The organism is Enterococcus sp. DIV1059_2 (assembly GCF_051713685.1).
Lineage (GTDB): Bacteria > Bacillota > Bacilli > Lactobacillales > Enterococcaceae > Enterococcus_D > Enterococcus_D casseliflavus.
In genome coordinates, this window is sequence record NZ_JBIOQK010000001.1 from 1120450 (window position 1) to 1146954 (window position 26505).

Sequence of the window (26505 nt, forward strand, 5' to 3'; positions counted from 1 at the left end):
AATTCTAATAGAATTCTGTTACCTCCAAAGAAGAAAGGAGCAAAGTGAATGCAAGTCGCTGCGCAAATAAATTCAACCGAAGAGAAATTTTTTGAAAATATCTTTCCCATCTATAAAATCTTTAGTCTGTGTTTCTTTGCTCTTGCCATCTATCATATGACCAGTTGGCAAGTATTAGCAGCCGAAGGACCAACCGACCAGTCCCAAGGCACCTTAGCCGCCATCCTCAACAGCGAAAGGAATACCCCAGAACCCACAGAGCCGCTCACTGAACCATTGTTGGAAATCGTCACGGAACTTCCCAATTCAGAACTAATGGTTCCCTTCTTTGAATTGATTTATGCGGTAACACCAAGCGAGGGGGAAACGCTGAAAGAAGTCTATGTCAATGTGAACGGTGAATATGATCGGCATTTGTATCAAAGAGCGATAGGAGAGCCAAAGTTCACGGAGCGAACATTTGGTGAGGCGAGGCTTTTTCTCTCTAGTGACCAACAGGAAAGTAAATTTGAATTGGTCGCCGTCGATAGCAGTAACAAAAGGACTTATTATCCCATAGAGCAGTCATTTTGGTTATCGGAAAATCCCGAGCCGCCGTTGCCGACTATCGCTGATGTAACGACGGAAGAGTATTCCGGTGAAGAAGTGACCTTCATTAACAATCGGCTCCAATTTCAACTGGATAGGGAGCGCTTTAATCGAGAATTCGGGTCAAACCATGAAACGATTTTAGACAAATTACTTTATGAACTTTCATATTTTGGTGGTGAACTTCTATCCGGTCCAGATAAAAATGATTTTGCAACAATTCGTTTGAAGGGAACTTCTTATGAAGAGCTTGAAAGGATTATACAGAAGTCAATCTCAGAATCCTATGGATTTATCGCTGATGGAAAGATCCAAGAGATAGCTTTAGCCACATCAGACTTATTGCCTAGTGAGGAAGAATCTGTCAACCGCTCCTTTGAGTTAAAACCTGAAATGGTGCGAGTTGGTTTTGTTCCTGGATTGTTTTTGAGAAGGTATCAAAACAATGTGTTGAGCTTTCAATTGCATGAAGAAACATCTTTTTTGAATGCTGAAACGTTTCCAGAGACTTACCTTAGTAAAAAACTGATAGAAAATAAGATTGATGAAACAATTACAGCAATAGATGGGATTCGATTGGAAAGAAATCCTTCTAGTTATTCTCTTTTCCGCGTAAAGGTTGCTGATGGGACACCTAGAGAATTGATAAAAAAAGCCCAAAAACTATTGGCAGAGCACCCCAACATTTTTGCAGAAGCACGTTTAGCTATATTGGCAGACATAAAAACACCACGTTATGCCACAATTCCTGAATACGAAAGAAAACCTCTTGATAGGCGATTAAATCACTTAGAACAACAAATATATCAATTTTGGGGAAGGATTAATGAAAATGGCACAGTTTCTTCAATGGCAGATATGGGCTTAAGAGGGCTGCCGACTATCGTGAAACTACTAGGAGGTGCCGGTCTATTTTGTGGCATTCTGAGTTTCGCCATCTTCATTTACCGAAAAAGACCTCCTCGCAAGAAACACGAATTTTGGGGATAATGTTCACTGATGGGCGTGTGGAAATTCCTTTCAAGCTGAAGGAGAACGGGGGAAACGCTGTTGTCTTTAAGTGTCGAAACAGTGAAGGACAACCTTCTTTCGAGAAACCGACATTCGATTAAAAGCTGTGATGAACGCCTAGCTGACGCTTGTCACCTTTAAGAAAATCGAACTGCTAGCAAGGGAATTTCTGCCAAAAAGAATATTTTGATCGTACGACTTTGATCCACGCAAAGCTAACCACTGGAGCCTTGGTTACATAAAAAACCTCTCAAAAGCAGCTGGTCGCTGATTTTTGAGAGGCTTTGTCTGCCAAGAGATAGCTATGGTGTTTTTTTCAGTTGAAATTGTTTATTCAAATTCTTCATACTCATTTGGGTCTTGACCATCGATGCGGCCGTCTGCTTTGTTTAACTGATTGATTTGATTGATTTCATCTTCAGTCAGTTCAAAGTCGAAGATCGCAAGATTTTCTCGTTGATGGGCGAGGTTTCTTGATTTTGGAAGGGGCAAAATGCCACGATCCACATGCCAGCGCAAGATGATTTGACCAGCTGATTTTTGGTATTTTTCAGCTAATTCAGTGATCAGTGGTTCTTTCAGGGCATCGCTGCCACGACCTAATGGGCTCCAAGCTTCCGTTACGATGCCGCGTTTTTTGTTTTCTGCGACCATTCGTTCTTGGACCCAGTAAGGATGGATCTCAATTTGATTTAGTGCAGGAGTCACACCAGTTGCTTCAATGATGGCATCCAAATGTTCTGGTTCAAAATTGGAAACGCCGATGGAACGGATCAAGCCTAATTTTTGGGCGGTCACTAAGGCTTGCCAAGCTTCGACATATTTGCCGCGTTTTGGTAATGGCCAGTGGATCAAAAAGGCATCGAAGTAGTCGAGCCCCATGCGAGCAAGGGATTCTTGAATGCTGGTTAAGGCATCATCATAGCCATGGTATTTTCCTGGTAATTTTGAGGTGATATAAAATTCTGAACGTGGGATACCCGAGCGACGGATCGCTTTGCCGACAATGCCTTCATTGTCATAATTGGTTGAAGAATCGATCAAGCGATACCCGTCGGCGATCGCTGCTTGCAGCTGGCTCAATCCTTCGCCACCACGGATCTGATAGGTACCGATGCCCACTGCGGGGCGTAAATTGCCGTCGTTTAATGTCAGTAAAGGTGCTTTCATAAAATGATTCCTCCTTTTCTTCTCTACATTCTACTCTAACGCTTTTTTGACAGGAAAGTAACCAACTTGCTCAAACAGACAAAGAAAAAAGAGCAACAGTTTCTGTTTCAGAAACAATTGCTCTTTTTGATCAAGTTATTTTTTAGGTGGTGTGCCATACATCTTAGGTGTGACTTGATCGAGTTTTGGCGCTTCTCCTTCGACTTTTGGTTCAGCTAACCATTGATACTCGCCTTCACCGTCGAGGGCTTTGCCTTTTGCCCAAGGCCCTTCATTGCTTTGATCGCCTTCTGAGAAGTTATAGAAATCATAAGCGATGTCTAAGCGTTCGTTTTTGCGATCAAAAGTACTTGGCACTAAAATCGTTCCTTCATTTTCTTCCAGTTCTTTGACAGCAGCTGCCCATTGATTTTGGTGGTAGCTATCACGTGCTAATAAGACCGAAAGTAAATCTTTGACCCCACGGTCATCGATCATTTCATAAATGCGTGCTACTTGCAGACGACCTTGTGATTCCGCATTTAAGTTGGCACGGAAATCAGCAAGTAAGTTGCCACTAGCAATGATATACGCACCTGACCATGGATTGCCGACGCTATCAGCAGGACGTGGTCCTAAGCCTGCAACGATGGCATGTTGCGGATTCATTCCAGAAATGATCGCACCGATCGTTGGGTCTTTTTTCATAGCCGCTTCTTGATCTTCCACAGGTGCACCTTCCAGTAGACGTGCAACCATCGTTGCTAACATTTCAACGTGTCCAAGCTCTTCAGTAGCGATATCCATTAACATGTCTTTGTATTTTTCTTCCCCACGGCAGCTCCATCCTTGGAATAAGTATTGCATGGCAACACTCATCTCTCCATATTGTCCACCGATTAATTCTTGAAGGTATTTCGCAACTAACGGATTTGGTTTTTCTGGCTTAGCTTCAAACTGCAATTCTTTCTGATGACGAAACATACGATTCCTCCTAAAATTTTTTTATTGGGCCCATAAAAAGTTTCTCATGAATCGAAACGTTCGTCTAATAAAACGCACTTTGCCAAAATGAAAAAAGCATCGAAAAGAAAAGCCATTTATTTTGACAAAAAGCCGTAAGCGTTAGATAGTTAAATTAAGAGAGAATTAGAAAAGGAGCGAGTCACCATGTTTCAGTATTACAAAATGGAAGACCGAAAAATAAGCAAATCTTCGGAGGAGGATTACAATTGGCTAGTGGTTTCTGGCACAGATCCAGAGGAACAACGACACTTGTTAGATAAGTATCAACTGCCTGAAGATATTTTTATTGGCGCCAATGAACCGGAAGAAGTGTCACGTTTGGAATACTTGCGCAACACCAAGTTAAATCATCCGATTCTCTATACTTTGATCGATTTGTCGGAAGTGACACAAGATCGGATCGAAGACCGTCTTGAGCCTGTGACTTTTATCTACACCAAGGATCTGTTGATCACCTACGTATCTGAACAATCCAATCTGATCAAACGATTGATCGAAAAGCATGAGCAAGATATCCAGCGGTATGAAGATATTGTTGCTTATGCCACGTTGATGATCTACACCCATTACATCAAAGGTCTGCAGGAGATGAAGAAGCAAATCGATGATTTGGATCAAGCAGCCCGTAAAACGACGGAAAACAAGGAATTGTTTAATTTAGCCGATACCGAGCGAGACATGGTCTATCTTGATCACACCTTGCGAGACCAAAATCATACTGTCGATCGATTGATGGATCGCAAAGAATTTTTGGATCGTTTGGATAATGAAGCACTCGTTTATGACATCAAGCTGCGGCAGAAATTTGCCATGAAAATGGTCACTATTTATCGCGACTTGTTAGAAACCATCGGTGGCTTGTTCTCCGATATGATGGACAACAATCTAAACCATCTGATGAAATACTTAGACTCTGCGGCATTAGTGGTGGCTGTGCCGTCCTTGATCGCGGGGCTATGGGGGATCAACACCGGGGGACTGCCAGGAAAAGACAATGCGATCGGTACGATCGTCGTCTTTGGCTTGGCTATTTTAGTCGGCATTTTAACTGCCGTCTACTTGTCACGAAAAGATTTTTCAAAATAAAAAGCGCCGCTGCTCTGTGGCACCGTTCATCCATAAAAGGAGAAAGGTGCGACGAAGCAGTCGGCACTTTTTTTATTTTAACCCGCTGTCTAAATTGCTGTCGAGAATCCAGCGCTGAAAGGCGAGGAAGACCAGCAGCAAAGGCAAAATGGAAATTACCGAGGCAGCGATCAAAATCGTCCAATTGATATTTTCCGCGCCCACCAAGCTGCGGATCGCCACTTGCAAGGTATATTTTTTCGGATCATTCAAGACGATCAAGGGCCAGATATAATCATTCCACCGCCACTGGAAGGAAAAGATCCCCAGTGTCATAATGATTGGTCGGGCAATCGGCAGCATGATTTTCAAAAAGATCATCCCATCCGAAGCGCCATCGATGCGGGCTGATTCAATCAGATCGTCAGGAACGGAGACGAAAAAGGTTCGGAACATAAAGATACCTGTTGCTGTATTGATGGAAGGGATGATGATCCCCAATAAGTTATCATATAAGCCTAGTGAACGAATGACAGAAAACGTTGGGTTCATGATAACTTCCGTCGGCAGCATGGTGGTGGCGATGATACAGATGAAGAAAAAACGCAGCCATTTGGCATCGTATTTTGCAAAGGCATAGCCACAGGCGGCGCTGACTAGGATCGTCAATAAAGTGGTGACCACCGCTGAAATCAACGTATTATTGAAGTAACGAAAGAAATCCAATGTTGTCCAAGCATCAATAAAGTTTTGAATGGTTGGATTTTCAGGAATGATTTTCAAGGGATAAGCAAATAGTTCAGTCCCTGGTTTAAAGGCACTTAATAAGAACCAAAGTAGTGGAAAAAGGTACAGCAGGGAAGTGATGATCAGTGCCAGCGTTAAAAAAAACATCGCTGACTTTCTTGTGACAGGTCGTTTGGTTTTGATGGTCTTAGATGTCATTCTTGCCGCCTCCAATCTTCATTTGTGCTAAGCCTAACAGTAAAAGAATTACGAAAAGTACCATGGAGGCAGCACTGGCATAGCCGACCCGCATTTTGTCAAACCCAGTCGTATAGATATATTGCACGATCAACATGTTGTCGGTTCCTGGACCACCATTGGTCAGCGATTGCACGAGGGCGAACTCTTTCATAGCGCCGATCGAAGCCAATAAGATGACCATAAAGGAAGTCGGCCGCAGCATAGGCAAGGTGATGTAGCGTAATTTGTGCCCAAAGCTGGCGCCGTCGATCTCGGCAGCTTCATACAATGAGCGAGGGATATTTTTCAAAGCTGCAGTAAATTGCAGCATGTTAAAGGCAGTCCCGCCCCAGATGGCAGCCAAAATAATGACAGAAAAGGCAGCATTCGAGTCGGTAAACCACGGGACAGTTTGTTGTCCCGCTTGCTCTAGAATAAAGTTGATAAAGCCAAAGTTTTCACCAAACAGCCATTTCCAGATAACCCCAGCGATGATCCCAGAGATGGTCCATGGTAAGAAAAAAATGATCTTTGCGAAAAATTTGCCTTTCGCCAACTGACTGTTCAACATCAAAGCGACGGCGAGAGAAACGACATAGATACTTGGGACCAGAATGATCACATAACGAAATGTACGAAATAGTGCTTTATAGAAGCTGGCGTCTTGAAACAGTTCTTGATAATTCGCCAAGCCGATAAAATTGGCTGTCGCAAAGCCTTTATAGTCGGTTAACGAGTAATAAAGTCCTAAGAGTGCTGGAATCAAAAAGAAGATAATGAACAAAATGATGCTTGCGCCAGTGAATAGCAACGGCCATTTGTTTTTTTGTAAAGTACTCACAGAAAATTCCTCCTCCGACGATCGTATCAGCAACAAAGAACCCGCAGTCTGCAAAAAGTCAGACTATGGGTTCTTTGTGGTTGAACGTCTGTTTATTTCTTCAAAAACCCATCATTGTAATCCTTGATCGTCTTGTCGATTGCCTCATCTAATGTAATTTCATCATTTAATACTTGCACGATGGCATCACGGTAAGCCCCTGTCAATCCAGTGTAGCCTTTCATACTCATCGTCACTTGATCGGTGGTTTGCTTGCTGCTGATTGGTTGAGCAGCGGCTGCGATCTCTTGGTTGTAGATTTCATAAGCATCCTGGCCTTGTTCATAGTCGACCGTCAAATCTTCCACCGCAGGTAAGTAACCAGCATAGGTACAAAGCTGTTTGTAATTTTCTTCTTCGTACAACCATTTGATGAATTTTTCGCCTTCTTCACTGTTTTTACTATTGTTGAAGCCAGTGATGAAGTTGCCGCCCATATTGACCGCGCGGGTCTCTTCATAAGGAGAATAGGTGGATTGCCAGTTAAAGTTGCTGATGTTGGTAGAAAAATCAACGATCTGCCAGCTGCCAGAAAAGTAAGCTGGAACACGGCCGCTCTTGAACATAGCAGAAGCATCTTCTCCAGAGGTCCAAACCGATTTTGGCATCACTTCGTCATTGTTCAAATCAACAAATTTTTGCAAAGCCGCTTTCGTAGCATCATCGGTCGTGTAAGAATCACCGCTGTCATCTAAAAAGAAATCTTGTCCTCCGTATTGATAGGTGAAAGCCCGTAAACGGTGATCCGACGCGTCCATGACCATGCCGTATTTGGCATCGGTTTTTTCAACGACTTCATTGATCGCGGTTAAAAATTCATCCCAAGTCCAAATGTCCTCTTCCGAAGTGGGGTAGGTCACACCAGCTTCGTCAAACAAATCCGTATTGATAAACAACCCAGTGGCAGTGACATCAGAAGGGAGTGCTTTGACGACATCTGCTTCATCTTTGATCGTCATCGATTCCAATGTTTTTGCCTCACTGGCGATGTCCGATAGATCCATCAGATAGTCATTCCAGTCAGGTTGAACGGTTGAAACCCGCACGACTTCTGGCGCATCATCCGCTTGAACAGCTTTGGTGATTTTTGTCAGCAAGTCTGCATAAGGCACGTCGGTGACTTCGACAGTCACACCAGTTTCTTCCTTGTATTTTTCCGCCATTTTCGAATAAGCGCCGCCTTCACTGGTATCTCCAGAAACGAACATACGAATCTGCTTGCTGTCGCTGGCACTGTCACCACTGCCGCAGCCAGCGACCCCTAACATCACTGCCGCCAAAGACAAAACTGAATACCCTATTTTTTTGTTCATTTTGTTCCTCTCCTTTATTGAATGATTTTTGTTCAAAAAAACGTTTCCAATCGAAAACGATCGAAACGTCCCCCAATGAAAAATAGCTGATGTACTGAAAAGATAGCAGTCCTAGGACTGATCGAGGAGTGAAAAGTGCCAATTATCTGACAAAATAAGAGTGGTTCTCCCTCAGTTTAGCGGATAAGATGCAAAATACAAAATAAAACGATTTCAAAAAATGCACCAATACTAAAAAAAACGAATTAAAGCTCTTACAACGATAATTAAGAAGTGCTGATAAACGTTAATATAACAAGGTTTGAAAATTATTTTTGCAAATTGAGTGCAAATCTTTTGTCTAAAACGGGGATTAAGCGTAACATAATATGTGTAATAACTACTTAAAAGAAAGAAGGAGAAAAATATGCATTGGTTATGGGTATTAATCGTAGGAGCTATTATCGGTTTGATCGCCGGAGCTATCACAAATAAAGGTGGATCAATGGGTTGGATCGCCAACATCGTTGCTGGTTTAGTAGGTTCAGCTATTGGACAAGCGATCTTAGGTTCTTGGGGTCCATCACTTGCTGGAATGGCAATCGTCCCATCAATTATTGGTGCGGTTATTGTAGTTGCTGTTGTTTCATTCTTCTTAGGACGTTCAAACGGCTAGTCCATTCAGCAATTGTTTTCATTCATTTATTTCGGGTAGGAACTACCTTGAATAGACAGGCAAATCCAGAGTTTCTGGGTTTGCCTTTTTTGTTTTTTAAAAGGATGCATAAGCAATCCTTTTGTCAGATTAGAAAATTGTCGTTACACTTGAAGTAGGTCAAAAAAAGAAAGGAAGAGGTTCAATGAAAAAGCAATATGAAACAGCGATGATCAATCGAGGCGGACGTGTCGGAGAGGTCGAAGCACCAAACGGTAGTTTTCACCTGAAAATCGACAAGCCAGGTCTTCATAGTGAAGGGACCAATCCTGAGCAATTATTTGCCGCAGGCTATGCTTCATGCTTCAACGGTGCCGTACAGCATATGCTGAAAGAGCATAACATCGAATCCGAATCCGAAGTTAAAGCAAGAGTGTCTTTGTATCAGCATGAGGACGGTAGTTACCAAATCGGCGTGATTTTAGAAGTATCGTTACCAGGCGTTGAAAAAGCCGAGGCAGAGAAAATCGCAGAAGAAGCCCACGATTTTTGTCCGTATTCTCGTGCCACTCGCGGCAACATTGATGTCGAAGTTCAAGTAGTCTAAGCAGTATTACGAATAGACCAACAATAAGCGGTTGGTAAATCAACCGACAAGAGGGAATTCATCAAGGAGGCCAATCAATGAGACAAACAGAGAGCTTGCTGCTTTTGGGCGTGTTTGCGGTTGGCCTTTTTGTGGTGTACTGGCTGAAAAAGCACCGACATACACGCCACAACCAAGCACTGGCAGCTCAACTGAAGCGTTATCCCAGCGTGCGGCAGGCGTGGCTGGCAGCCGGGGCGAAAAGGGAAGCAGTTCTTTTGGTTCCTGGTTTAAAAGAAGCCACTGCCGCAGTGGCAACGGCGAAAGCAGAAACGAGGCTGCACAAGCATGCGGATCAATGTCAGGCAATGACCCCACAAGGGTTGGCCGTTTCAGAAGACTATTTGTTCATCTCAGCGTATTGTTCACAGCAGGAACATCACTCACAGCTTTATATAATAGAAAGAACGAGCGGGCGGCATCTGAAAACGGTGGTTCTGCCAAAACGCCCCCATGTCGGTGGGCTAGTCTTTGATCGAGCAACGCAAATGCTGTGGCTAACCATTACAGGGAAAGGAATGGGGCGCGTGGCGTGTGTTTCTCTACAAGCACTGCTGGAAGATGATTCCTTGGCAACCAATCAGCCTATCGCTTATCAGCAAATCATCGAATTGGCAGGCATCACTCACAGCTCCTATTTGGCAGCCGATAGCGGTGAACTTGTCTCAGGGACTTTTGCCTTGAAACAAGGAGGCGTGGTGGCGAATTATCCGCTGCCTGTTCTTTCAGCCAGCGGTCGCAAAGCGCCTCCTCGCATCAAGCCTAGTAAGAGAAGGGTCACCACCACGAAAGTCCAAAGTATCGCCTTTACCACTGAATACATGTTGCTGGCACGTTCCTTTGGACCCGGGTCGGCGGAGTTATGGGTCTTTTCAAAGGATGCAACGGTGCTGACCCGCAAACATGCGTTGCGGCGCATCAAGTTTCCCCATTACCTTGAACAGATCGTGGTAGAAAAAGGACAGCTGTACTGCTTGTTTGAAAGTGGGGCATGGGCGTATCGGCAAAAAGGCGGCAGCATCGATGAAGTCGTAGTATTGGATCTTGCGACCTTGCTCCAGTAAAAGCACTGCTTAAAAAGAAAAAAGACCAGCCTCTTAAGAAGCTGGTCGTAAGTGCAGTGATTAGTCCACGATTGCTCGTTGGATATCTAAGACGGTGCCTGTATGAGCATCTGCCAAAAATTCATAGGTGACAAGCTGCCCGTCTTCGGTGCGGGTGATGCCGCCAGTATAACCTTGGGAAGTGATCGCAAATTTGCGCAAAGGTTGTTTTTCGAAATTGATCCAAGAACCTTCGATCGGTCCTTCTTTGATAAACGCCGCTTTTATATTGTCTAAGACATCATCGGCATTCATGGCTTGCCTTTTCTTCAACCAGATCGTTGAAAAAATCCCTCCTGCAAAGCCAAGACCTAAACCGATGGTCAGTCCATTTTTAAAATAATGCAATGGATGCTCATTCTCCATCTAATGTCCCTCCTAAAGTAAGTTTTCCCGAATGTTTTGATCTCGGTGAAAGCACAGGTTCTCTTAACAATAGTTTACCATAGTTTAGAAATATTCTATAAGAAAAATAACCAACAATAGAAATTTGCGCTATAATAAAGAATATCAGTAGGAATAAGGAGGAAGAGAGCACATCCGTTGTTTCACCCAAAAATTGCTGGAAAACACAGCAACAGCAAGCGTTGCTTTTTCAAAAAAAGCAGCTTTGTTTCTTTAGGGCAGCAAACAACCGATCCGTGTTTCTCGAATGATCATGGAAGAAAAAACATTTCAACGCATCAAAGAACTAACGGAGTTACAAGGAACCAGCGGGTTTGAACACGACGTTCGGGCGTATATGCGTGAAGCGATGACCCCCTTGGTGGACGAGATCCAACAAGACGGCTTAGGCGGCATCTTCGGTTTGCGTCACCACCAAGAAGCAGATGCACCGCGAGTGATGGTAGCTGCTCACATGGATGAAGTTGGTTTCTTATTGACGACGATCACCGATCGTGGCTTATTCAAAGTCACTCCTTTAGGCGGATGGAACCCTTATGTGGTTTCTGCCCAACGCTTTACATTGAAAACAGCGAAAGGCGATTATCCATGTGTTTCTTCTTCAGTACCGCCACATTTGTTGCGAGGAAGCAGCGGTCAAAAAAATGTTGAAGTCACAGATATTTTATTTGATGCTGGGTTTGAATCAAAAGAAGAAGCAGAAAGCTTTGGTGTACGTCCTGGCGATACGATCGTCCCACAAGTGGAAACCATCAAAACTGCCAATGGGAAAAACATCATCTCGAAAGCTTGGGACAACCGTTACGGCTGTGCAGTCGTATTAGAAGCACTTGAAGCCTTGAAAGAGGAAACGTTAGGCCATACGCTGATTGCTGGTGCCAACGTTCAAGAAGAAGTCGGCTTACGGGGTTCTCGTCCGTCTGTGACAAAATTCAAACCCGACTTGTTCTTTGCAGTCGATTGCTCGCCAGCAGATGACACAGTCACCAAAAATGGTACCTTTGGTCATCTAGGGGCAGGGACTTTGATGCGAATCTATGATCCAGGCATGATCATGTTGCCACGGATGAAAGAATTCTTGTTGGATACAGCAGAAAGCAACAACATTCCGTACCAATACTTTGTTTCCAAAGGCGGTACCGATGCTGGTGCGGCACACATGGCAAATGAAGGGATCCCAAGTTCAGTCATCGGTGTTCCTGGACGTTACATCCATACTCACCAAACATTATTCAGTATCGCTGATTATGAAGCGGCACGGGAAATGGTGATTCAAGTCTTGAAAGGTTTGGATCGTTCCACTGTTGATACGATCTTGGCAGGACAATAAGCGAGAACGAACGAAAGCAAAGAGACAGCCATCTGTTGTCTCTTTTTTTCTGCAGGTGTTTGCAAGATCAGCATGTCAGTTGGTAGTCCCTGAAAGAAAGGTGTATACTGAAAGAAAAGAAAGTGGTGAGCATTTGATTATACCAAAAGATTTAGCAGAGTTAGCAACATATGTGGAGAAAGGCAAAAATGTCTTCTTTTTCACCGCCGATTGGTGTGGCGATTGCCGATACATCAAACCGCAATTGCCTGAGATCGAAGCGGACTTTCCAGATCTTCAATTTATCGAAGTCGACCGTGATGAATACATGGATGTAGCGGTTGAATGGAACATTTTTGGTATTCCTAGCCTCGTCGTTATCGAAGACGGCAAGGAGCTGGGACGGTTAGTCAACAAGGATCGCAAAACCAAAGAAGAGATCGAAGCCTTTTTAACCAGCGTACAATCAGCATAGGAGGGGAAAAAGATGGAAGCACAAAGATATCAAAACATTTTAGTAGGGATCGACGGTTCAGATCAAGCGATGTCTGCCTTCAAAAAAGCAGTGGAAGTCGCTCGTCGAAATCAAGGGAAGGTCTATGCCGCAACGATCATCGATCAGCAAGTGCCGACCATGATGGGCTATGCACCTTTGGATAGTTCGATCTTGGAACAAGAAAAAGATACGGCGAAAAATCTGATCGACGACTGCAAAGCTTACGCAAAATCAGTGGATTTTGATTTAGTAGAAGGCATCGTCGCTTACGGCTCCATCAAAGACGCTCTTGCCACTCAATTACCAGACCAATACGACATCGATTTGATCATGGTGGGGCAATCTGGGCTGAATGCCGTGGAACGCTTCATGATGGGGAGTGTCGCCAGCTTCGTTATCCGTGAAGCCCGGTGCGACGTGCTGATCGTATCACCTGAAGAAACCAAAGCGTAAGGTCATTTTTGAAAAAATAAGCTTGTCGTTGCCGAGTTCTTTTCCTTAAAGAAGATGGCAGCAAAAGCAGACAAGGGTTAAAAGAAAGTTCCTGAGAACCAGCGATGTTTCACTTGTTAGCAAAGCATTGTCTTTCGCTAATGAGTTGCAGCTGGTTCTTAGGTTTTTTTGTGCTCGTTTTGAGGGAAGACATCTGTCGCTGTTGTCTTGTTTCGTAGGTAATAGTGCCAAACAGAAGTTTTTAGAACCAGCGTCTTAGCTAATAAGCCGCAGCTGGTTCTTAGTTTTTTTCTGTATCCGTATTTTGGGAAACTATTGTTGTTGCCTTCTTTCGTAGAAAGTAGTTCTACCAGCAAGTTCTTGAGAAGCCACAGGTTCTGCTCCTTCGCCAATTCTCAACCTAAGCCAGCCAGCAGAAGTTGGTTCTCAGGCGTTTTTTGTCTTTGAAAATAAGTAGAATTTCAAGGAAAACAAAGAAATTCCATGACGGATGCCGAAAAATTTGTTAAGATTATGGGCGGAATGTGTAAGTACCTAAGGAGGAAAAAACGTGATTTTTGCTTATAACAAAGAATATGTCAGTGATACACTGCTTGCCATCACAGCAGATGATAAAGGATTAGAACAAACCGTCGAACGCAAAGGCAATGTTGCCCAAATCAAAAATGAAGAAGGCACGATCGTCGGCTGGAACTTTTTTGCGATCTCAGAAGTGATGACGATCGAAGGCCGTGGCCAAGTGACGTTGACGAAAGAACAAATCCAACAATTGAACACCATGATCAAAGAAGCAGGATTCAGCGAAGAACTGCCTGCAGATACGGAACCAAAAATCGTCGTTGGCTATGTGAAATCTTGTGTGGAACATCCAGACAGCGACCATCTGTCTATCACGGAAACAGAAGTTGGAGATGGGGAAGTCTTGCAAATCGTCTGTGGTGCTGCCAATATCCGTAAAGGCTTGAAAGTCGTTGTCGCAAAACCTGGGGCAATGATGCCAGATGGCTTGATGATTTGGCCTGGGACGCTTCGTGGCGTAGAAAGCTTCGGAATGATCTGCTCTGCTAAAGAACTGCATTTAGAAGGTGCACCAATGAAAAAAGGCATCCTTGAGCTGCCTCAAGATGCCGTTGTAGGTGAAGCTTTTCCAGTCGGTAAAGCCTAAAAAAATGAACTGCCGCTTCCTGTTTTTGCGGCAGTTCATTTTTTGATTGTTTCGATTGGTTTTGGTGATTAGTTGCTGCTGTCTGTTGATTGTTCGTTGATCGACGTATCAACGGAAAGTTTTACTTCTGCTGTTTTTTCTTCATCGCCACGATAGAAGGTTACAGTGATCGTGTCACCGACTTTGTGTTTGTACAACGCAGATTGCAGATCCGTTGTTGTGCTGACTTCTGTGTCATCGATCTTCGTGATAACGTCATATTGTTGCAATCCTGCTTGTTCTGCTGGTGTTGCATTGTTGACTGAGTAGATCACAACGCCAGAAGTTACGGATGAAGGAACTTTCAAGATTTGTTCTTGTTGTTGTGATGTGATGGAACCTAAATCGATCGTTTGGATCCCTAGTGCAGGGCGAACCACTTTGCCGTCTGCTTCTAGTTGATTGATGATTTCAACGACATCGTTACTTGGGATCGCAAAGCCCATCCCTTCGACACTAACACCTGAAGCAGAGCCAGAGGTGCTGGCGATTTTACTTGAGTTGATCCCAATCACTTGACCATCAACGTTGATCAGTGGGCCACCTGAGTTCCCTGGGTTGATCGCAGCATCCGTTTGGATCGCATTGATACTGATCGTACCACCAGATTCGTTTTGGCTTGTTACTTGACGATTCAAGGAAGAAACGATCCCTTGTGTCACAGAGTTTGCGTAGTCAGAGCCGAGAGGAGAACCAATCGCGATGGCTGGTTCGCCGACTTTCAAGGCACTTGAATCACCAAATGTTGCGGCAGTCTTCACATGCTCTGAAGAGATTTTCAATACAGCTAAGTCTGTGTAAGCGTCAGTACCGACCAATTCAGCTTTGACTTTCGTACCGTCAGCTAAAACAACTTCTAAACCGTCTTGACCTTCTACGACGTGGTTGTTGGTTACGACATAGGCATCGTCGCCATCGATTTTGTAGATGACCCCACTCCCTTCAGAAGAAGCTTCTAAAGCACTGTCGTCGTCGCTTTGGCTATCGCCTTCACTTTGTCCGCCTTGCTGACCAAAGAGGCTGTTCCAGTCGTTACTTTGACTTTGTTGTAGATTAATGATGGAAACGACAGAATCTTGTACTTTTTCAACTGCCTCAGTGACATCGCTAGTCACATCAAGTTTTACATTGGATACTTGGGTTTGTCCGTTAGAATCTTGGACCCCGCTGTTGGTCGTGGTTTCTGGTGTTGAAGTCAAAGAGGAACCCATTGCCAGATACAGACCGCCGAAGGTCAATAAACCGCCGACCATACCGCCTAAAATCCCAATACCTAATCGTTTTAATAAACCAGGAGAAGTTTTCTTGCCTGGTGTGACATATTTTCTTGCCATTACTATTTCCCCCTTAATGAATAATTCGTTATAATCAGTATATTCCTTCTATCTGAGATTAGTCTACTAAGAGATTTTGAAAAAAATATGAAGAAGTTGCGTAAGAATCTGTTTCAAACGATGAAATTTTCTTCGCAAAACCCGTTCATTTTTGAATAAAAATAGCAGTCAAAACTGGGGAGAAGCGAAGGTCTTTTTATCCACAGTGTGTGGACAAACTTGAAGCTTTGGTTGGGTGGATGAAGAAACCCTTGAAGTGTCGCATTTTTATAGATAAGATAGAAGAATTTCAAAGAAAGTCAAAGTGTGTAAAAGGTTGTGGATAGCATTGTCCACATTTTCATAAAATAAGGGGATAACGAGGAGGAACCTATGAAAATCAAAATCGTCACAGTAGGAAAACTAAAAGAAAAGTACCTCGTTCAAGGAATCAACGAGTATGCCAAACGATTGGGGGCATACGCAAAGCTTGAGTTTGTCGAAGTACCAGATGAAAAAGCACCAGAAACCTTGAGTGAAGCCCAAATGCTGCAAATCAAAGAAAAAGAAGGGCAGCGCATTTTAGCCAAAATCAAAGACACCGAATATGTCTTTGCCTTAGCGATCGAAGGCATCAACCCCACCAGCGAAGCCTTCGCCAAACAAATCGATCAACTCGGCATCCAAGGAAAAAGCCAACTGACCTTCGTCATCGGCGGCTCCCTAGGCTTAAGCCAAGAAGTCATGACCCGCAGTGATGCCAAAATCTCCTTTGGCAAAATGACCTACCCGCATCAACTCATGAAACTGATCTTATTGGAGCAAATCTATCGCGCGTATCGAATCAATACGGGGGCGCCGTATCATAAGTAAAACGAATTAGTAAGGATAATCTATCAATAAAAGGAAAGAAAAAATGAAGGAAATTAATCAGTTTTCCGCTTCTACGCTCGCAACATTACAAAAAGATGAGAAGCATCTATATTATGTATATTGTTTAGTTGATCCTAGAAACAACCAGCCTTTTTATATTGGGAAAGGAAAAGGGAATCGTATTTTTGCCCATCGGCAAGCTGCTTTAAATAGGATGAAACAAGCAAATTTAGTTGGAGAAAATGAAACAGCAATTACTTTAAAAATTAAAACGATTCAAGAAATTATTGAATCAAATTTACAAGTACTAAGTTATATCCTAAGTTATGGGTTATCTGAAAATGAAGCATATGCAAGCGAAAATGTTATGATCAATTATGCACAGCTGGTACAGGGGCTTTCACTGACAAATTTGGTGAAAGGACATGGTTCTAAAGTAATGCTCGTTGAGGAAATCGAAGAGCGTTTTGGCTTCCAACCAATGTCTATCAGTGAAATAGCAACGGATGACTTGATATTAGCAGTAAAAGTAAGAGATGCTTTTTCTTTGAGTAAAGATGAATCTAAAGAATACCCTATCGATGAAGAATATCGGGATATTTCAAATCTAAAGTCGCGAACTTTAGGGAACTGGGTTATTGGGCGCAATAAAATTCAACACATCCGTTATATCATCGCTATTAACACAGGAGCAGAAAATGCTGTTGTGGCAGCTTATAAAGTATCTGAGCAGTTTTCAGAATCAAAGAAACTAGAAAACGGTCTAACGCGATATGCGTTCCGTGCACTATCAACTAGAGAAGAAACACTGAAGGAACTCAATTTAGTAAAGCGTTCATTGCCAGAAGTTAAATTTGGAAGCGGCAGTGCGATCGCTTATATAAACACAAAACAAGCGAGATAACGTCATATTGTTCTTTTAAGAACTTTTAGGTTGACTAAACGTTTATAAATAATAGAAATAGTATGAAAAATAGAAAAATTTTTGTGTACTGTTTCTTGTATAAATGCACTTGTATATTTTTTAAAAGTCACTTTAAACAACAATCACAACTATCCACCGATAGTATCGGTAAAAAGGAGCAACAACCATGCGAAATATCAAATTAACGATTGAATATGACGGCAAGCGCTACTTAGGGTGGCAACGACTAGGAGATTCTGAAAAAACGATCCAAGAAAAAGTTGAAGGGGTCATCAAATTATTGACGGGAGAAGAAATTGAGATCGTCGGTTCTGGTAGAACCGATGCGGGCACGCATGCTCGAGGACAAGTGGCGAATTTCAAGACGACTCATCAAATGAGTTTGCCAGAGATGCAGCAGTTCTTTAACCGCTATTTGCCGCAAGACATCGTCGTCAACAAGATTGAAGAAGTGCCTGAGCGCTTCCATGCACGCTATCACGCCAAAGGCAAGCAATACAGTTATTATGTTTGGAACAACGCGATCCCATCGGTCTTTGCTCGCAATACTAGTTTTCATTGCCCGCAGCCCCTTGATTTGGAAAAAATGCAGCAAGCGGCTGAGAAGTTGATCGGCACCCATGATTTTATCGGCTTTTCTGCATTGAAAAAATCAAAAAAATCAACGGTGCGCACGATCGATGAAATCACCATCACACCAGAAGGCGACCTATTGCGGTTTACCTTCAAAGGCAACGGCTTTTTGCATAAAATGGTCCGAATCTTGACAGGCACACTGATTGCCATTGGCGATGGCACACTGCCACCAGAAGTGATCGATCAAGTGTTAGCCGATAAAGTACGACAAGCAGCTGGTGAAACAGTGCCTTCTCATGGCTTATTTCTAGATGAGGTGTATTATTAAAAGAAACATCGTAATGGCTATTTAAGGAAAGGAGATCATCTATTGATCACATTAAAATCCCCACGAGAGATCGAACAAATGAAAACTTCTGGTCGTATCTTGGCAAGTATTCACGAAAAGCTACGAGAGAAAATCGTTCCCGGTATCACCACGAACCAAATCAACGCCTTTGTCCATCAACAGATAGAAGCTGCAGGGGCAACAGCCGCGCAAATCGGGTTTGAAGGCTATGAATTTGCGACGTGTATCAGTGTCAATGAAGAGATTTGTCATGGTTTCCCTTCAGAATATGTTTTAAAATCAGGCGATGTCGTCAAAGTCGATTTTTGTGTCGATTACAAAGGGGCAATCTCTGACAGCTGTTGGACGTATGCGGTAGGAGAGATTTCACCAGAACATCAAGCACTGATGGAAGTCACGAAAGAAGCCTTGATGAGAGGCATCGAGCAAGCACAGGTTGGCAACCGAGTTGGCGATATTGGTTATGCGATCCAAAGCTTCGCTGAAGAAAAAGGGTATGGTGTCGTGCGGGACTTTATTGCTCACGGCATTGGCCCAACCATTCATGAAGAACCATTCTTTCCTCATTTCGGGTTACCTGGCAAAGGAATTCGGTTGAAAGAAGGCATGACGATCACTATCGAGCCGATGATCACGACCGGCACTTGGCACATGAAGATGGACCCGAACGGCTGGACAGCACGCACCATTGACGGCAGCTATTGTGCCCAATATGAACATTCGATCGCCATCACCAAAGAAGGTCCAGTCATCATGACGTTGCAAAAGGAAGAAACGTGAGCATCACTTAATGTCTTTGAAAAATAACTGTGTGTAATTTCCGTAACATGAATATTTTCTACTCCCCCTGTGTAGGGGGTAGTGTATATGATTTATCTATCGTTGGTTGTCGCACCAATTATTGTTGGTATAGTCATCGAACTATTTTCTCACTGGTTGGATGAGAAAGACAAAGACGACAACTAAGCAAGTTGCTATCCAACTCACATGCTAGCAGTCGCAACTAGCATAAAAAAAGGCGCTCCCTTTCGTCGCGGTTAGGGAGCGCCTTTGTGCTGTAGTGCTATAAGTTTTCTATCGTTTCGCAAGGTTATTATATCACAGGAAAAATAAAAAACTACCCGTGATATTCACTTGAATAGATAAAGAAAACCTAATAAATTTGAAATTTAATTACCTCTACTTCTATTTTCCGAAATATGGATGGTAACCCCCACTTGAGGTATTACCGTGAAAAAAATAGTCTATAGTAGGAGTTATTGTTTTCTCTTTTTTTTAAATAGAGAAAAATTTAAATTAGGTGTACATGTAAGTGATAAATTCGGATAAAGTAAACGACCCAGAATTTTCTGATAAAGCCATGGGTGACGGTTTTGCAGGTATTCTAATTGAAGAAATTATTGGCTTCCTGATTAGTGGGAAAGTTAACTATTTTTTCGAACTAGCTATGCTATCGAATATAGAACACATGAGGGAATAAGTAGCGGAGGGATAGCAATCCCTGTTGTTTACTACTTACTTGCATCCAAATATTGTTAATACCTAAAGAGCGTATCAACGTGGTTATAATCAAATCGTTTATGTCAGTCATTGTCCTGCAATTTGACATTTCGGCATACTACAAATTTTTATTAGCACAGCAGAGTAAACTTTTAAGAACAATTCTTTTTAATGGAATTTAGGTGAATCGACCAAAAAGGATAATTATGTATATACTCTGTCGCGATATGAGTTATACTATGTATATACAGAAAGAGGTGTTGCTCATGGAAATGTTACCTATAAAAAAATGGGGCAATAGTAACGGTCTTAGATTGCCAAAGTACATTATGGAGTATCTTGGCATTCATACTGATGACAAAGTGAAGATAATACAAGAAGAAGTAAACGGACATAAACGGCTAATCATCGAAGCAGCAAATGTAGAAAACGAGTTAACGATTGAAGAGTTATTTGAAAATTACACTGCTGAGAAAAATCATGTGGAAATTCAACATTTAGGTGAAGCAGTAGGGAATGAAAAATGGTAAGAAAACCTAGACAAGGGGATATTTTGTTATTGGATACAGCTCCTCGTTCTGGACATGAACAAACGGGAAAAAGACCCTATATTGTTTTAAGTCATGACATGATTGCAGATTATAGTAACGTTGCCACCGTTGCTCCGATTTCTAGTACAAGTAGAAACTATCCGTTATATGTAAGTATTGATCCAGACTATGGAATGAAGACAACAGGAAAAGTATTGTTGGATCAATTAACGACAATTGATTATGAAGCCAGAGCGTGTGTTTTTTTGGAAAAAGCGCATGAGCACTTGGTTGATGAGTTATTGATGAAAGTTAGAACAGTATTTCAAAAAGTAAGTAAATAAAAACAGCATGCTCATCTTATCGATGTTGACCATGCTGTTTTCTTTTATTCTATAAACGCTTTGTCTCGTAACATTATACGCTGTAAAATCTTTGAGATACTAGCTCTATTCCCGTGATCCTGAACGATACGTTTATAAACAAGGCAACGGGGGCGCTTTTGTGTCTGCACTAGCAATCTTAATACTTTGTGCTTGGCGATGGTTGAATTCGGCACGCTGCTGCTAGGCATCATTGCCAAAATTTCGCCGATCAAGTCTTTGATAAATTTATCAAGGAATCTAATGAATGGAGGACTAGCCCACAGCCGCTAACATCAAACATCCCCATGATTGAGTTTGTCAGCCACAAAGGTTTCTACACTATACCTGCCCCAGTTTGAGAGACTCTCTATAAATAAAGGGAAGGTTACATCTGTAAAATGACTGACCAAGAGATAACAAGCTTGACCTGAAACTTTATGAAAGACCTCAATTTCTTTGTATTGATTCACGAAGGCTTCAAAAGCTGTATAGCGATTTGAATCCATAAAAAACCGGATGTATTGCGTACTTGGGTAGTTTACTACAATACTAAATCGCTGAATGATTCCCTCATCTTGCAATTTCAAGATCCGATTGCCCACGGCTTGTCCCGTCAGGTGGACCATTTCGCCGATTTCTTTGTTCGATAATTTGCTGTTTTGTTTCAGGATAGCTAGAATTTGTTCATCGATGATGTCCATAAGGGTTCCTCTTTTCATAATGAAAGTAAATTGACATTATCTTTTTCAAGAGACGCTTTGTTGTAGGGTCATATGTATTTATACTGGATTATAACAAATAAGAAAAGAAATGGTGATTCTATGAAAAAAGCTTTAGTAATTATTGATGTCCAAAATGACTATTTTAAAGAAGGAAGAATGGCCCTTCATTCCCCTGAACAGGCGCTTGCAAACATAAATAAACTAGAAGCGTCTTTTATCGAAAAGCAACTCCCGATCATCTATATCCAACACATCAACGATCAAGAAGCAGCTGATTTTTTTGAACGAGGGACCAAAGGTGTACTGCTGCATGAACAGTTAAAAACAACGCATTCTTCTATTATTATCGAAAAGCACTTTCCTAACTCCTTCATTGAAACAAATTTAAAAGAGACTTTAGACTCTTTAGGTGTTCAACAAGTTATCATCACTGGGATGATGACGCATATGTGCATCGACTCAACCACAAGAGCTAGCAAAGAACTCGGTTATCAGCCCATACTGATTTCTGATGCCACGGCAACGAAAGCATTAACATTTGAAGCACACGAAATTCCTGCGGAAGCTGTTCAACGAGCGTTTTTATCGGCGTTGGAAACCTTCTCTACAGTGATGAAAACCGATGACTATTTAAACGGATTGTAGAAAAATTGCGTATTTACTAACAAAGGCAAAGGTTCATTTGCATTGAGTGGTTCTTGATCACTCTTTGAAATTGATGATCCTAACTCATTCCGCTTCAATGTTTCTAAAAAAAATGAATGCCCAGTTGCGTACCCACCAATGATACTGAGCTGATCCCTCAGAGGATGAATAAGAACCAACCCATACAAAAGCCAAAAACGTTCGAGGATTTCTCTCGAACGTTTTTGGGCATCAAATTGGGCGAATCGGCGAAACTATGGTACAGTGCAACCAAACAAGGAGCGAGAGCCGCTCCTTCATGAGGCAAAGGGGCAATGGTGATGAAGCAAACAACGATGGCGTGGCTGTCAGAAATCTATAATTTGATCTTGCATTCTGGCACGAGACAGTGGGAACGAGAACAACTGGTGCAAGCAAAAAATACACTGGAAACTCAGCTGGCGACCAAACAAAAAGCAGGCAAAGACGAAAAAGAATCGTCAAATAGCCTTGAAGACCAACAGATCAAGCGGGTTTTGGAAAAACTAGAAGCGTCGTTGCGTCCTTTGGCACTGAGAAACAATCTGACCCCGAATGTCGCAGAGTTTTATCAAACAATCAGCCAGTCAGCACCGAAAAAGGCAATGAATGAAGATACAGGCAAAGTCCAACCAGCAGAAGTTTCCGTGGAGCCGAACGAAACAGGTGAAAAAGCACAAGAAGTGGCTATTTTTGCTGGCGGCTGCTTTTGGTGTATGGTAGAGCCTTTTGAAGACCAGCCGGGCATTCTTTCCGTCTTGTCGGGGTATACCGGGGGAACAGTCCCGAATCCGACGTATGATCAAGTACTAAGCGGAACAACAGGACATGTCGAAGCGGTAGAGATCGTTTTTGATCCCAAAATCATCACCTATCAGGACTTGTTGCAGTTGTACTGGCAAGTGACAGACCCGACAGATGCTTTCGGACAATTTCAAGATCGCGGCAATTTTTATCGCCCAATCATTTTCTATACGACTGCTGAACAGGAAGTGCTTGCGCAAGAAGCCAAAAAGGAGCTAGCCCAATCTGGTTATTATCAGCAACCCATCGTGACTGAGATCCGCAAGGTCACGCAGTTTTGGCCAGCGGAAAACTACCATCAAGCATTTTACAAGAAGCAGCCAAAGCGCTACCAGCGGATCAAGCGAGCGCGCAAACAACTGATGCTTTTTTATCGGCTGAAACGCTGGACAAACCGAGGAAAAAAACGATCATAAACAGAAGATCACTAAAAAAAGCGGGGCTCCGAGAAAAGGGCAAAAGGATCAAATGAAGGCTCTTTTCTCCACAAGCCGTGCTTTTTTCTGCGCTTTTAGCCAATTGGATAAAAAACGTAGATTTATTTTAGAATAATGTCCAAAGAAAGCGTTAACAACAAGAATTATAATAGAGAAAGAAAAAGTGGCGAAAAAGGTCGAAAAAGCAGGTGTCTTTTGCTTGATTCCTTTCTTCGAGGAAAGAAGGTGGGAAACACCAGAGAAAAATCAGCGGAAAAATCAATCGGCAACACCCCATAGCAACACAACATTTATTATATGAAGGTTCATATAAGTTAGGAGAAATGTGATGAAAAAAAAGGGAACGTTCGTCTCACTGTTTATGGCTCTCATTCTTTTTATCTTTTCAGAAAGAACAGTGTTTGCGGCAGAAGCGATCAATGAGATCGTCGCACCAACAGGAGTCAAAGCATTTCTAGTACTGATTCCATTAGTGTTAGTGCTGGTTTTGCTCTTTAAAAAAGTAGATATGATCATTGCTGGCTTGATTGCTGGGATCTTGGCGATGATTATTGGCGGGATCAGTTTAGCTGAAGCCAATTCGCAACTGTTGGAAGCTATTCCGACGATGTTGAGTATTACGGTGCCAATCATCAATTCCGCTGTGGCGATGGCGGTCTTCAAAGCGGGTAGTTATACGGCGGCCTTAACCTTAGCCAAAAGAGGGACCAAAGGAAAAGTGGAATATGTGGCTGGTTTTATTGTCATCTTATTGGCAGCAGCGACTTATATGTCTGGGATCGGCGGCGGGAGTGCAATGGTGATCGCACCGTTAGCATTTGCGGCAGTTGGGGTGGTACCCGAATTGATCGCAGCGATGTCGTTAGCGGCAGCGGTCTCCTTTACGACGTCTCCTGCCTCTTTGGAATCTAGTATCGTGTCTGAACTAGGCGGTTTTAGTGTCGCTTCTTATGTCGATCAAATGCGCCCATTTTGGTTGCTATTCGTTGGTCTGGCGATTTTATTGGCATTCTTCGGAACCAAGCGTCGTCATTTGGGCTTCAAAGAATCTGCCAACCAAGAGTATGAAAACAAAAGCAATGGTGAATTGTTCAAAACGACACTGCCTGCGATCTTCTTGCTTTTTGCGGTCATCTTTGGTCCGTTGATCAATGACCTGATCGGCTTTGTCCTCTTTACACCGCTAGTTTATATGGTGGTCACGTTGGCGTTGATTTTTGTTTGTACCGACTTTTCGATGAATCAATCGGTGGAAGCGATGGTGGACGGATCGACGTATATTTTGACCCGCTTGTTCCAAGTGGGGATCTTTTTAGCCTTCATCAACGTAATCGCTGAAACTGGGACGTTTGCTGTAATTGCAGGTGCGGCACAAAATGCCCCCGCAGCGATCGTCGTTCCCGTGGCGATCTTGACGGGTGTCTTGATTGGGATTCCCGCAGGTGCCTATGTCGGCTCCGTTTTAACACTCGTGCTACCAGTTGCCGTTTCATTAGGCTTCCCAGTCTTAGCTCTTGGCTTTGTCACGATGGGGGTTGGCCTCGGCAGTCAAATGAGTTTCGTCAACATTACGATGCAAGCTTTATCTTCTGGTTTCCAAATTCCGATTCTGGATGTAGTCAAAGGAAACGTGAAGTGGTTGAGTTTAGCAGCCGTATTATTATTAGTCATCGGCTTAGTGTTTGGCTGATGGATAGGAGGAAAACATGGATTTATTGATCAAGCAAGCACGTCTTGAAGACGATGCAGAACTAGTAGACATTGCAATTTCAGAAGGAAAAATCACCGCAGTTGCACCCAACATTGAAGAATCAGCAGCAACAACGATTGAGGCGAAAGGCAAAGTGGTGATCCCTGGATTGATCGAAAGCCATATCCACTTAGACAAAGCCTTGATCGCCGATCGTGAGCCCAATAATTCAGGTACATTGCAAGAAGCGATCCAAGTTACGGCAAAGCTGAAACCGACCTTTACCGAAGAAGACATTTATGATCGAGCGAAACGCGCATTAGAAATGCTGATCGTACATGGCACGACTGCTGTGCGCACCCATGCCGAATTTGATCCAGCACAAGGCTTCACAGGGTTTGACACCATCATGCGCTTAAAAGAAGAATACCGCGACTTGATCGATATTCAGGTCGTTGCCTTTCCGCAAGAAGGGATTTTTAAAGCTCCAGGGACGGACAAAATGATGATCGAAGCGATGGAAAAAGGCGCCGATGTCGTTGGCGGTATTCCTTACAATGATGCGCCAGCCAATGAACACATCGACTTGATCTTTGAGATCGCCAAACGATTTGACAAAGACATTGACTTGCATCAAGATTTTGCTGACGAAGCAGACGATACATCGATCGTCTATCTGTGTGAAAAAACCATCGCAGAAGGCTACCAAGGTCGGGTATCAGTAGGACACTTGACTGCGCTGCACGCCATGGAACCAAATCAGCTAGCAGAAGTCATCGATTTGATGGTCAAAGCCCAAATCAATGTAATGCCGTTGCCAGCGACCGACTTGCACTTAGGTGCTAGAAACGATGCCTACAACGTTCGCCGTGCCGTGACGCCGATTCGCAAACTACGTGATGCTGGTGTGAATATCTGCTTAGGCAGCAACAATATCCGAAACGCCTTTACGCCCTATGGTAATGGGGATTTGATCCAAATCGCTATGTTGGCTGTGCCAGTGGCACACTTAGGTGGCGCCGATGACTTGCCGACGGTCTTGCCAATGATTACGACCAATACCGCCAAAGCATTAAATATCAAAGACTATGGGATCGCTGTTGGCAACCGCGCAGATTTGATTCTTTTAGATACTCAGAGAAAAGCCGATGTGCTGATCGATATTCCTGAACGTTTGATGGTCATCAAAAATGGCCGCATCACGGTGGAAGTCAAAAAAGAAGTGACGATCCACCGCTAAGCGATTTTTCGCCCCCTATGGTGGTTGTCACAAAAAAAGTGAATCAAGGAAAGAACACGTCCGTCAAAGGCAGCCTGACTGCTTTTTGACGGATGTTTTTTTGTATAGGAGCAACGAGGTCAAAGGGTATGCGCTTTGATTTTCTGAAACCGACAGTGGGACGTTTTCGCTTCAATGAACCTTCCTGATCTAGAAATAGGGAATGCCGCCCATGCAAGGATTTCCTTGACTGATGAATATCCTGATTTTTGATCTGTGGAGCTGTCCCTT

29 protein-coding genes and 1 pseudogene are annotated in these 26505 nt (G+C 43.0%); 21 read left to right on the plus strand and 9 right to left on the minus strand.

Features of this window, described 5'->3' with window-relative positions; all coding sequences use genetic code 11:
• Window positions 1-48 precede the first annotated feature (48 nt).
• Window positions 49-1578, plus strand: a complete 1530-nt coding sequence (locus IGI72_RS05245; protein ID WP_438753368.1) for a hypothetical protein — start codon at window positions 49-51, stop codon at window positions 1576-1578.
• A gap of 351 nt (window positions 1579-1929) precedes the next feature.
• Here IGI72_RS05245 and IGI72_RS05250 read toward each other — a convergent pair whose 3' ends face one another.
• Both IGI72_RS05250 and IGI72_RS05255 read right to left on the minus strand, forming a co-directional pair.
• Window positions 1930-2769 (minus strand): aldo/keto reductase, encoded by an 840-nt coding sequence (locus tag IGI72_RS05250; protein ID WP_016610001.1) that lies wholly within the window; start codon window positions 2767-2769, stop codon window positions 1930-1932.
• A 135-nt stretch (window positions 2770-2904) separates the two neighbouring features.
• Window positions 2905-3732, minus strand: a complete 828-nt coding sequence (locus tag IGI72_RS05255) for a manganese catalase family protein (RefSeq protein WP_223597415.1) — start codon at window positions 3730-3732, stop codon at window positions 2905-2907.
• 186 nt (window positions 3733-3918) lie between these two features.
• Here IGI72_RS05255 and IGI72_RS05260 point away from each other — a divergent pair, with 186 nt between their 5' ends.
• A complete protein-coding gene (locus tag IGI72_RS05260; RefSeq protein WP_270266296.1) occupies window positions 3919-4860 on the plus strand; it encodes a magnesium transporter CorA family protein in 942 nt (313 codons plus the stop codon).
• Window positions 4861-4932: 72 nt separating this feature from the next.
• Here IGI72_RS05260 and IGI72_RS05265 read toward each other — a convergent pair whose 3' ends face one another.
• From IGI72_RS05265 to IGI72_RS05275, 3 genes are all read right to left on the minus strand, one after another.
• Window positions 4933-5784, minus strand: coding sequence for a carbohydrate ABC transporter permease (locus IGI72_RS05265; protein ID WP_010747711.1), 852 nt, complete (start codon window positions 5782-5784; stop codon window positions 4933-4935).
• Entirely contained in the window at window positions 5774-6646 is an 873-nt protein-coding gene (locus IGI72_RS05270) for a carbohydrate ABC transporter permease (protein ID WP_010747712.1), read from the minus strand. Before IGI72_RS05270 ends, IGI72_RS05265 begins: the two co-directional genes overlap by 11 nt.
• Before the next feature lie 92 nt (window positions 6647-6738).
• The gene (locus IGI72_RS05275) at window positions 6739-7998 is read right to left on the minus strand and encodes an ABC transporter substrate-binding protein (RefSeq protein ID WP_271292472.1); all 1260 of its coding nucleotides are present in this window, start codon (window positions 7996-7998) and stop codon (window positions 6739-6741) included.
• A 406-nt stretch (window positions 7999-8404) separates the two neighbouring features.
• Between IGI72_RS05275 and IGI72_RS05280 the strand changes: the two genes are divergently transcribed.
• The 3 genes from IGI72_RS05280 (at window position 8405) to IGI72_RS05290 (ending at window position 10342) form a co-directional block, all read left to right on the plus strand.
• Complete coding sequence (locus tag IGI72_RS05280) at window positions 8405-8653, plus strand: GlsB/YeaQ/YmgE family stress response membrane protein (RefSeq protein WP_005225422.1); 249 nt, start codon at window positions 8405-8407, stop codon at window positions 8651-8653.
• Between the two features lie 184 nt (window positions 8654-8837).
• Complete coding sequence (locus IGI72_RS05285; RefSeq protein WP_005225423.1) at window positions 8838-9239, plus strand: Ohr family peroxiredoxin; 402 nt, start codon at window positions 8838-8840, stop codon at window positions 9237-9239.
• Window positions 9240-9316: 77 nt separating this feature from the next.
• Entirely contained in the window at window positions 9317-10342 is a 1026-nt protein-coding gene (locus tag IGI72_RS05290) for a hypothetical protein (protein WP_413152744.1), read from the plus strand.
• Window positions 10343-10402: 60 nt separating this feature from the next.
• Here IGI72_RS05290 and IGI72_RS05295 read toward each other — a convergent pair whose 3' ends face one another.
• The gene (locus tag IGI72_RS05295) at window positions 10403-10747 is read right to left on the minus strand and encodes a peptidase (protein WP_005225425.1); all 345 of its coding nucleotides are present in this window, start codon (window positions 10745-10747) and stop codon (window positions 10403-10405) included.
• Between the two features lie 292 nt (window positions 10748-11039).
• On the opposite strand from IGI72_RS05295, the gene pepA reads away from it, so the two are divergent.
• The 4 genes from pepA to ytpR all read left to right on the plus strand — a co-directional run bounded on the left by pepA (window position 11040) and on the right by ytpR (window position 14209).
• Window positions 11040-12116, plus strand: coding sequence for a glutamyl aminopeptidase (gene pepA / locus IGI72_RS05300; protein ID WP_005225427.1), 1077 nt, complete (start codon window positions 11040-11042; stop codon window positions 12114-12116).
• A 133-nt stretch (window positions 12117-12249) separates the two neighbouring features.
• A complete protein-coding gene (locus IGI72_RS05305; protein ID WP_026008043.1) occupies window positions 12250-12570 on the plus strand; it encodes a thioredoxin family protein in 321 nt (106 codons plus the stop codon).
• 12 nt (window positions 12571-12582) lie between these two features.
• Entirely contained in the window at window positions 12583-13044 is a 462-nt protein-coding gene (locus tag IGI72_RS05310) for a universal stress protein (protein WP_005225429.1), read from the plus strand.
• Window positions 13045-13594: 550 nt separating this feature from the next.
• Window positions 13595-14209, plus strand: coding sequence for a YtpR family tRNA-binding protein (ytpR, locus tag IGI72_RS05315; protein WP_005225431.1), 615 nt, complete (start codon window positions 13595-13597; stop codon window positions 14207-14209).
• 68 nt (window positions 14210-14277) lie between these two features.
• Here the strand turns inward: ytpR and IGI72_RS05320 are convergent, their stop codons facing one another.
• Window positions 14278-15582 carry a S1C family serine protease gene (locus tag IGI72_RS05320; protein WP_015509239.1) on the minus strand — a complete coding sequence of 435 codons (1305 nt, stop codon included), beginning with the start codon at window positions 15580-15582 and terminating at the stop codon, window positions 14278-14280.
• Between the two features lie 372 nt (window positions 15583-15954).
• Between IGI72_RS05320 and rlmH the strand changes: the two genes are divergently transcribed.
• The 7 genes from rlmH to IGI72_RS05355 all read left to right on the plus strand — a co-directional run bounded on the left by rlmH (window position 15955) and on the right by IGI72_RS05355 (window position 20658).
• Window positions 15955-16434 carry a 23S rRNA (pseudouridine(1915)-N(3))-methyltransferase RlmH gene (gene rlmH / locus IGI72_RS05325; RefSeq protein WP_270273305.1) on the plus strand — a complete coding sequence of 160 codons (480 nt, stop codon included), beginning with the start codon at window positions 15955-15957 and terminating at the stop codon, window positions 16432-16434.
• A gap of 43 nt (window positions 16435-16477) precedes the next feature.
• Entirely contained in the window at window positions 16478-17338 is an 861-nt protein-coding gene (locus tag IGI72_RS05330) for an LEM-3-like GIY-YIG domain-containing protein (RefSeq protein ID WP_074534952.1), read from the plus strand.
• A gap of 187 nt (window positions 17339-17525) precedes the next feature.
• Window positions 17526-18263, plus strand: a complete 738-nt coding sequence (truA, locus tag IGI72_RS05335; protein WP_005225435.1) for a tRNA pseudouridine(38-40) synthase TruA — start codon at window positions 17526-17528, stop codon at window positions 18261-18263.
• Window positions 18264-18305: 42 nt separating this feature from the next.
• Complete coding sequence (gene map / locus IGI72_RS05340; protein WP_413152745.1) at window positions 18306-19064, plus strand: type I methionyl aminopeptidase; 759 nt, start codon at window positions 18306-18308, stop codon at window positions 19062-19064.
• Window positions 19065-19151: 87 nt separating this feature from the next.
• Window positions 19152-19250 carry a type I toxin-antitoxin system Fst family toxin gene (locus IGI72_RS05345; RefSeq protein ID WP_123906405.1) on the plus strand — a complete coding sequence of 33 codons (99 nt, stop codon included), beginning with the start codon at window positions 19152-19154 and terminating at the stop codon, window positions 19248-19250.
• A 773-nt stretch (window positions 19251-20023) separates the two neighbouring features.
• Window positions 20024-20314 carry an AbrB/MazE/SpoVT family DNA-binding domain-containing protein gene (locus tag IGI72_RS05350; protein ID WP_413128560.1) on the plus strand — a complete coding sequence of 97 codons (291 nt, stop codon included), beginning with the start codon at window positions 20024-20026 and terminating at the stop codon, window positions 20312-20314.
• Window positions 20308-20658: a type II toxin-antitoxin system PemK/MazF family toxin gene (locus IGI72_RS05355; protein ID WP_096741485.1), complete on the plus strand. Its 351-nt coding sequence runs from the start codon at window positions 20308-20310 to the stop codon at window positions 20656-20658. The genes IGI72_RS05350 and IGI72_RS05355 overlap by 7 nt, the downstream gene beginning before the upstream one ends.
• Window positions 20659-20697: 39 nt before the next feature.
• Here the strand turns inward: IGI72_RS05355 and IGI72_RS05360 are convergent.
• Together IGI72_RS05360 and IGI72_RS05365 are read right to left on the minus strand one after the other, a co-directional pair.
• Window positions 20698-20933: pseudogene (locus IGI72_RS05360) on the minus strand (recombinase family protein); the annotation flags it as partial.
• A 39-nt stretch (window positions 20934-20972) separates the two neighbouring features.
• The gene (locus IGI72_RS05365) at window positions 20973-21380 is read right to left on the minus strand and encodes an Lrp/AsnC family transcriptional regulator (RefSeq protein ID WP_373193323.1); all 408 of its coding nucleotides are present in this window, start codon (window positions 21378-21380) and stop codon (window positions 20973-20975) included.
• A 120-nt stretch (window positions 21381-21500) separates the two neighbouring features.
• Between IGI72_RS05365 and IGI72_RS05370 the strand changes: the two genes are divergently transcribed.
• The 5 genes from IGI72_RS05370 (at window position 21501) to IGI72_RS05390 (ending at window position 26235) form a co-directional block, all read left to right on the plus strand.
• Window positions 21501-22046, plus strand: a complete 546-nt coding sequence (locus IGI72_RS05370; protein WP_035006689.1) for a cysteine hydrolase family protein — start codon at window positions 21501-21503, stop codon at window positions 22044-22046.
• A 314-nt stretch (window positions 22047-22360) separates the two neighbouring features.
• Window positions 22361-23284 carry a peptide-methionine (S)-S-oxide reductase MsrA gene (gene msrA / locus IGI72_RS05375; protein ID WP_413152746.1) on the plus strand — a complete coding sequence of 308 codons (924 nt, stop codon included), beginning with the start codon at window positions 22361-22363 and terminating at the stop codon, window positions 23282-23284.
• A gap of 184 nt (window positions 23285-23468) precedes the next feature.
• Window positions 23469-23606 (plus strand): hypothetical protein, encoded by a 138-nt coding sequence (locus tag IGI72_RS05380; RefSeq protein ID WP_153883351.1) that lies wholly within the window; start codon window positions 23469-23471, stop codon window positions 23604-23606.
• A 27-nt stretch (window positions 23607-23633) separates the two neighbouring features.
• The gene (locus IGI72_RS05385) at window positions 23634-24995 is read left to right on the plus strand and encodes a hypothetical protein (RefSeq protein WP_005225442.1); all 1362 of its coding nucleotides are present in this window, start codon (window positions 23634-23636) and stop codon (window positions 24993-24995) included.
• A 16-nt stretch (window positions 24996-25011) separates the two neighbouring features.
• Window positions 25012-26235, plus strand: a complete 1224-nt coding sequence (locus tag IGI72_RS05390; RefSeq protein ID WP_086338556.1) for an amidohydrolase family protein — start codon at window positions 25012-25014, stop codon at window positions 26233-26235.
• Window positions 26236-26505 lie beyond the last annotated feature (270 nt).

Excerpts from the sequence above, each read along its gene's own strand:
- IGI72_RS05245 (WP_438753368.1), top strand. The coding sequence starts at position 49 with ATGCAAGTCGCTGCGCAAATAAATTCAACCGAAGAGAAATTTTTTGAA.
- IGI72_RS05250 (WP_016610001.1), bottom strand. The coding sequence starts at position 2,769 with ATGAAAGCACCTTTACTGACATTAAACGACGGCAATTTACGCCCCGCA.
- IGI72_RS05255 (WP_223597415.1), bottom strand. The coding sequence starts at position 3,732 with ATGTTTCGTCATCAGAAAGAATTGCAGTTTGAAGCTAAGCCAGAAAAA.
- IGI72_RS05260 (WP_270266296.1), top strand. The coding sequence starts at position 3,919 with ATGTTTCAGTATTACAAAATGGAAGACCGAAAAATAAGCAAATCTTCG.
- IGI72_RS05265 (WP_010747711.1), bottom strand. The coding sequence starts at position 5,784 with ATGACATCTAAGACCATCAAAACCAAACGACCTGTCACAAGAAAGTCA.
- IGI72_RS05275 (WP_271292472.1), bottom strand. The coding sequence starts at position 7,998 with ATGAACAAAAAAATAGGGTATTCAGTTTTGTCTTTGGCGGCAGTGATG.
- IGI72_RS05280 (WP_005225422.1), top strand. The coding sequence starts at position 8,405 with ATGCATTGGTTATGGGTATTAATCGTAGGAGCTATTATCGGTTTGATC.
- IGI72_RS05285 (WP_005225423.1), top strand. The coding sequence starts at position 8,838 with ATGAAAAAGCAATATGAAACAGCGATGATCAATCGAGGCGGACGTGTC.
- IGI72_RS05290 (WP_413152744.1), top strand. The coding sequence starts at position 9,317 with ATGAGACAAACAGAGAGCTTGCTGCTTTTGGGCGTGTTTGCGGTTGGC.
- IGI72_RS05295 (WP_005225425.1), bottom strand. The coding sequence starts at position 10,747 with ATGGAGAATGAGCATCCATTGCATTATTTTAAAAATGGACTGACCATC.
- pepA (WP_005225427.1), top strand. The coding sequence starts at position 11,040 with ATGGAAGAAAAAACATTTCAACGCATCAAAGAACTAACGGAGTTACAA.
- IGI72_RS05310 (WP_005225429.1), top strand. The coding sequence starts at position 12,583 with ATGGAAGCACAAAGATATCAAAACATTTTAGTAGGGATCGACGGTTCA.
- IGI72_RS05320 (WP_015509239.1), bottom strand. The coding sequence starts at position 15,582 with ATGGCAAGAAAATATGTCACACCAGGCAAGAAAACTTCTCCTGGTTTA.
- rlmH (WP_270273305.1), top strand. The coding sequence starts at position 15,955 with ATGAAAATCAAAATCGTCACAGTAGGAAAACTAAAAGAAAAGTACCTC.
- IGI72_RS05330 (WP_074534952.1), top strand. The coding sequence starts at position 16,478 with ATGAAGGAAATTAATCAGTTTTCCGCTTCTACGCTCGCAACATTACAA.
- truA (WP_005225435.1), top strand. The coding sequence starts at position 17,526 with ATGCGAAATATCAAATTAACGATTGAATATGACGGCAAGCGCTACTTA.
- IGI72_RS05345 (WP_123906405.1), top strand. The coding sequence starts at position 19,152 with ATGATTTATCTATCGTTGGTTGTCGCACCAATTATTGTTGGTATAGTC.
- IGI72_RS05350 (WP_413128560.1), top strand. The coding sequence starts at position 20,024 with ATGTATATACAGAAAGAGGTGTTGCTCATGGAAATGTTACCTATAAAA.
- IGI72_RS05355 (WP_096741485.1), top strand. The coding sequence starts at position 20,308 with ATGGTAAGAAAACCTAGACAAGGGGATATTTTGTTATTGGATACAGCT.
- IGI72_RS05365 (WP_373193323.1), bottom strand. The coding sequence starts at position 21,380 with ATGGACATCATCGATGAACAAATTCTAGCTATCCTGAAACAAAACAGC.
- IGI72_RS05370 (WP_035006689.1), top strand. The coding sequence starts at position 21,501 with ATGAAAAAAGCTTTAGTAATTATTGATGTCCAAAATGACTATTTTAAA.
- msrA (WP_413152746.1), top strand. The coding sequence starts at position 22,361 with ATGGTGATGAAGCAAACAACGATGGCGTGGCTGTCAGAAATCTATAAT.
- IGI72_RS05385 (WP_005225442.1), top strand. The coding sequence starts at position 23,634 with ATGAAAAAAAAGGGAACGTTCGTCTCACTGTTTATGGCTCTCATTCTT.
- IGI72_RS05390 (WP_086338556.1), top strand. The coding sequence starts at position 25,012 with ATGGATTTATTGATCAAGCAAGCACGTCTTGAAGACGATGCAGAACTA.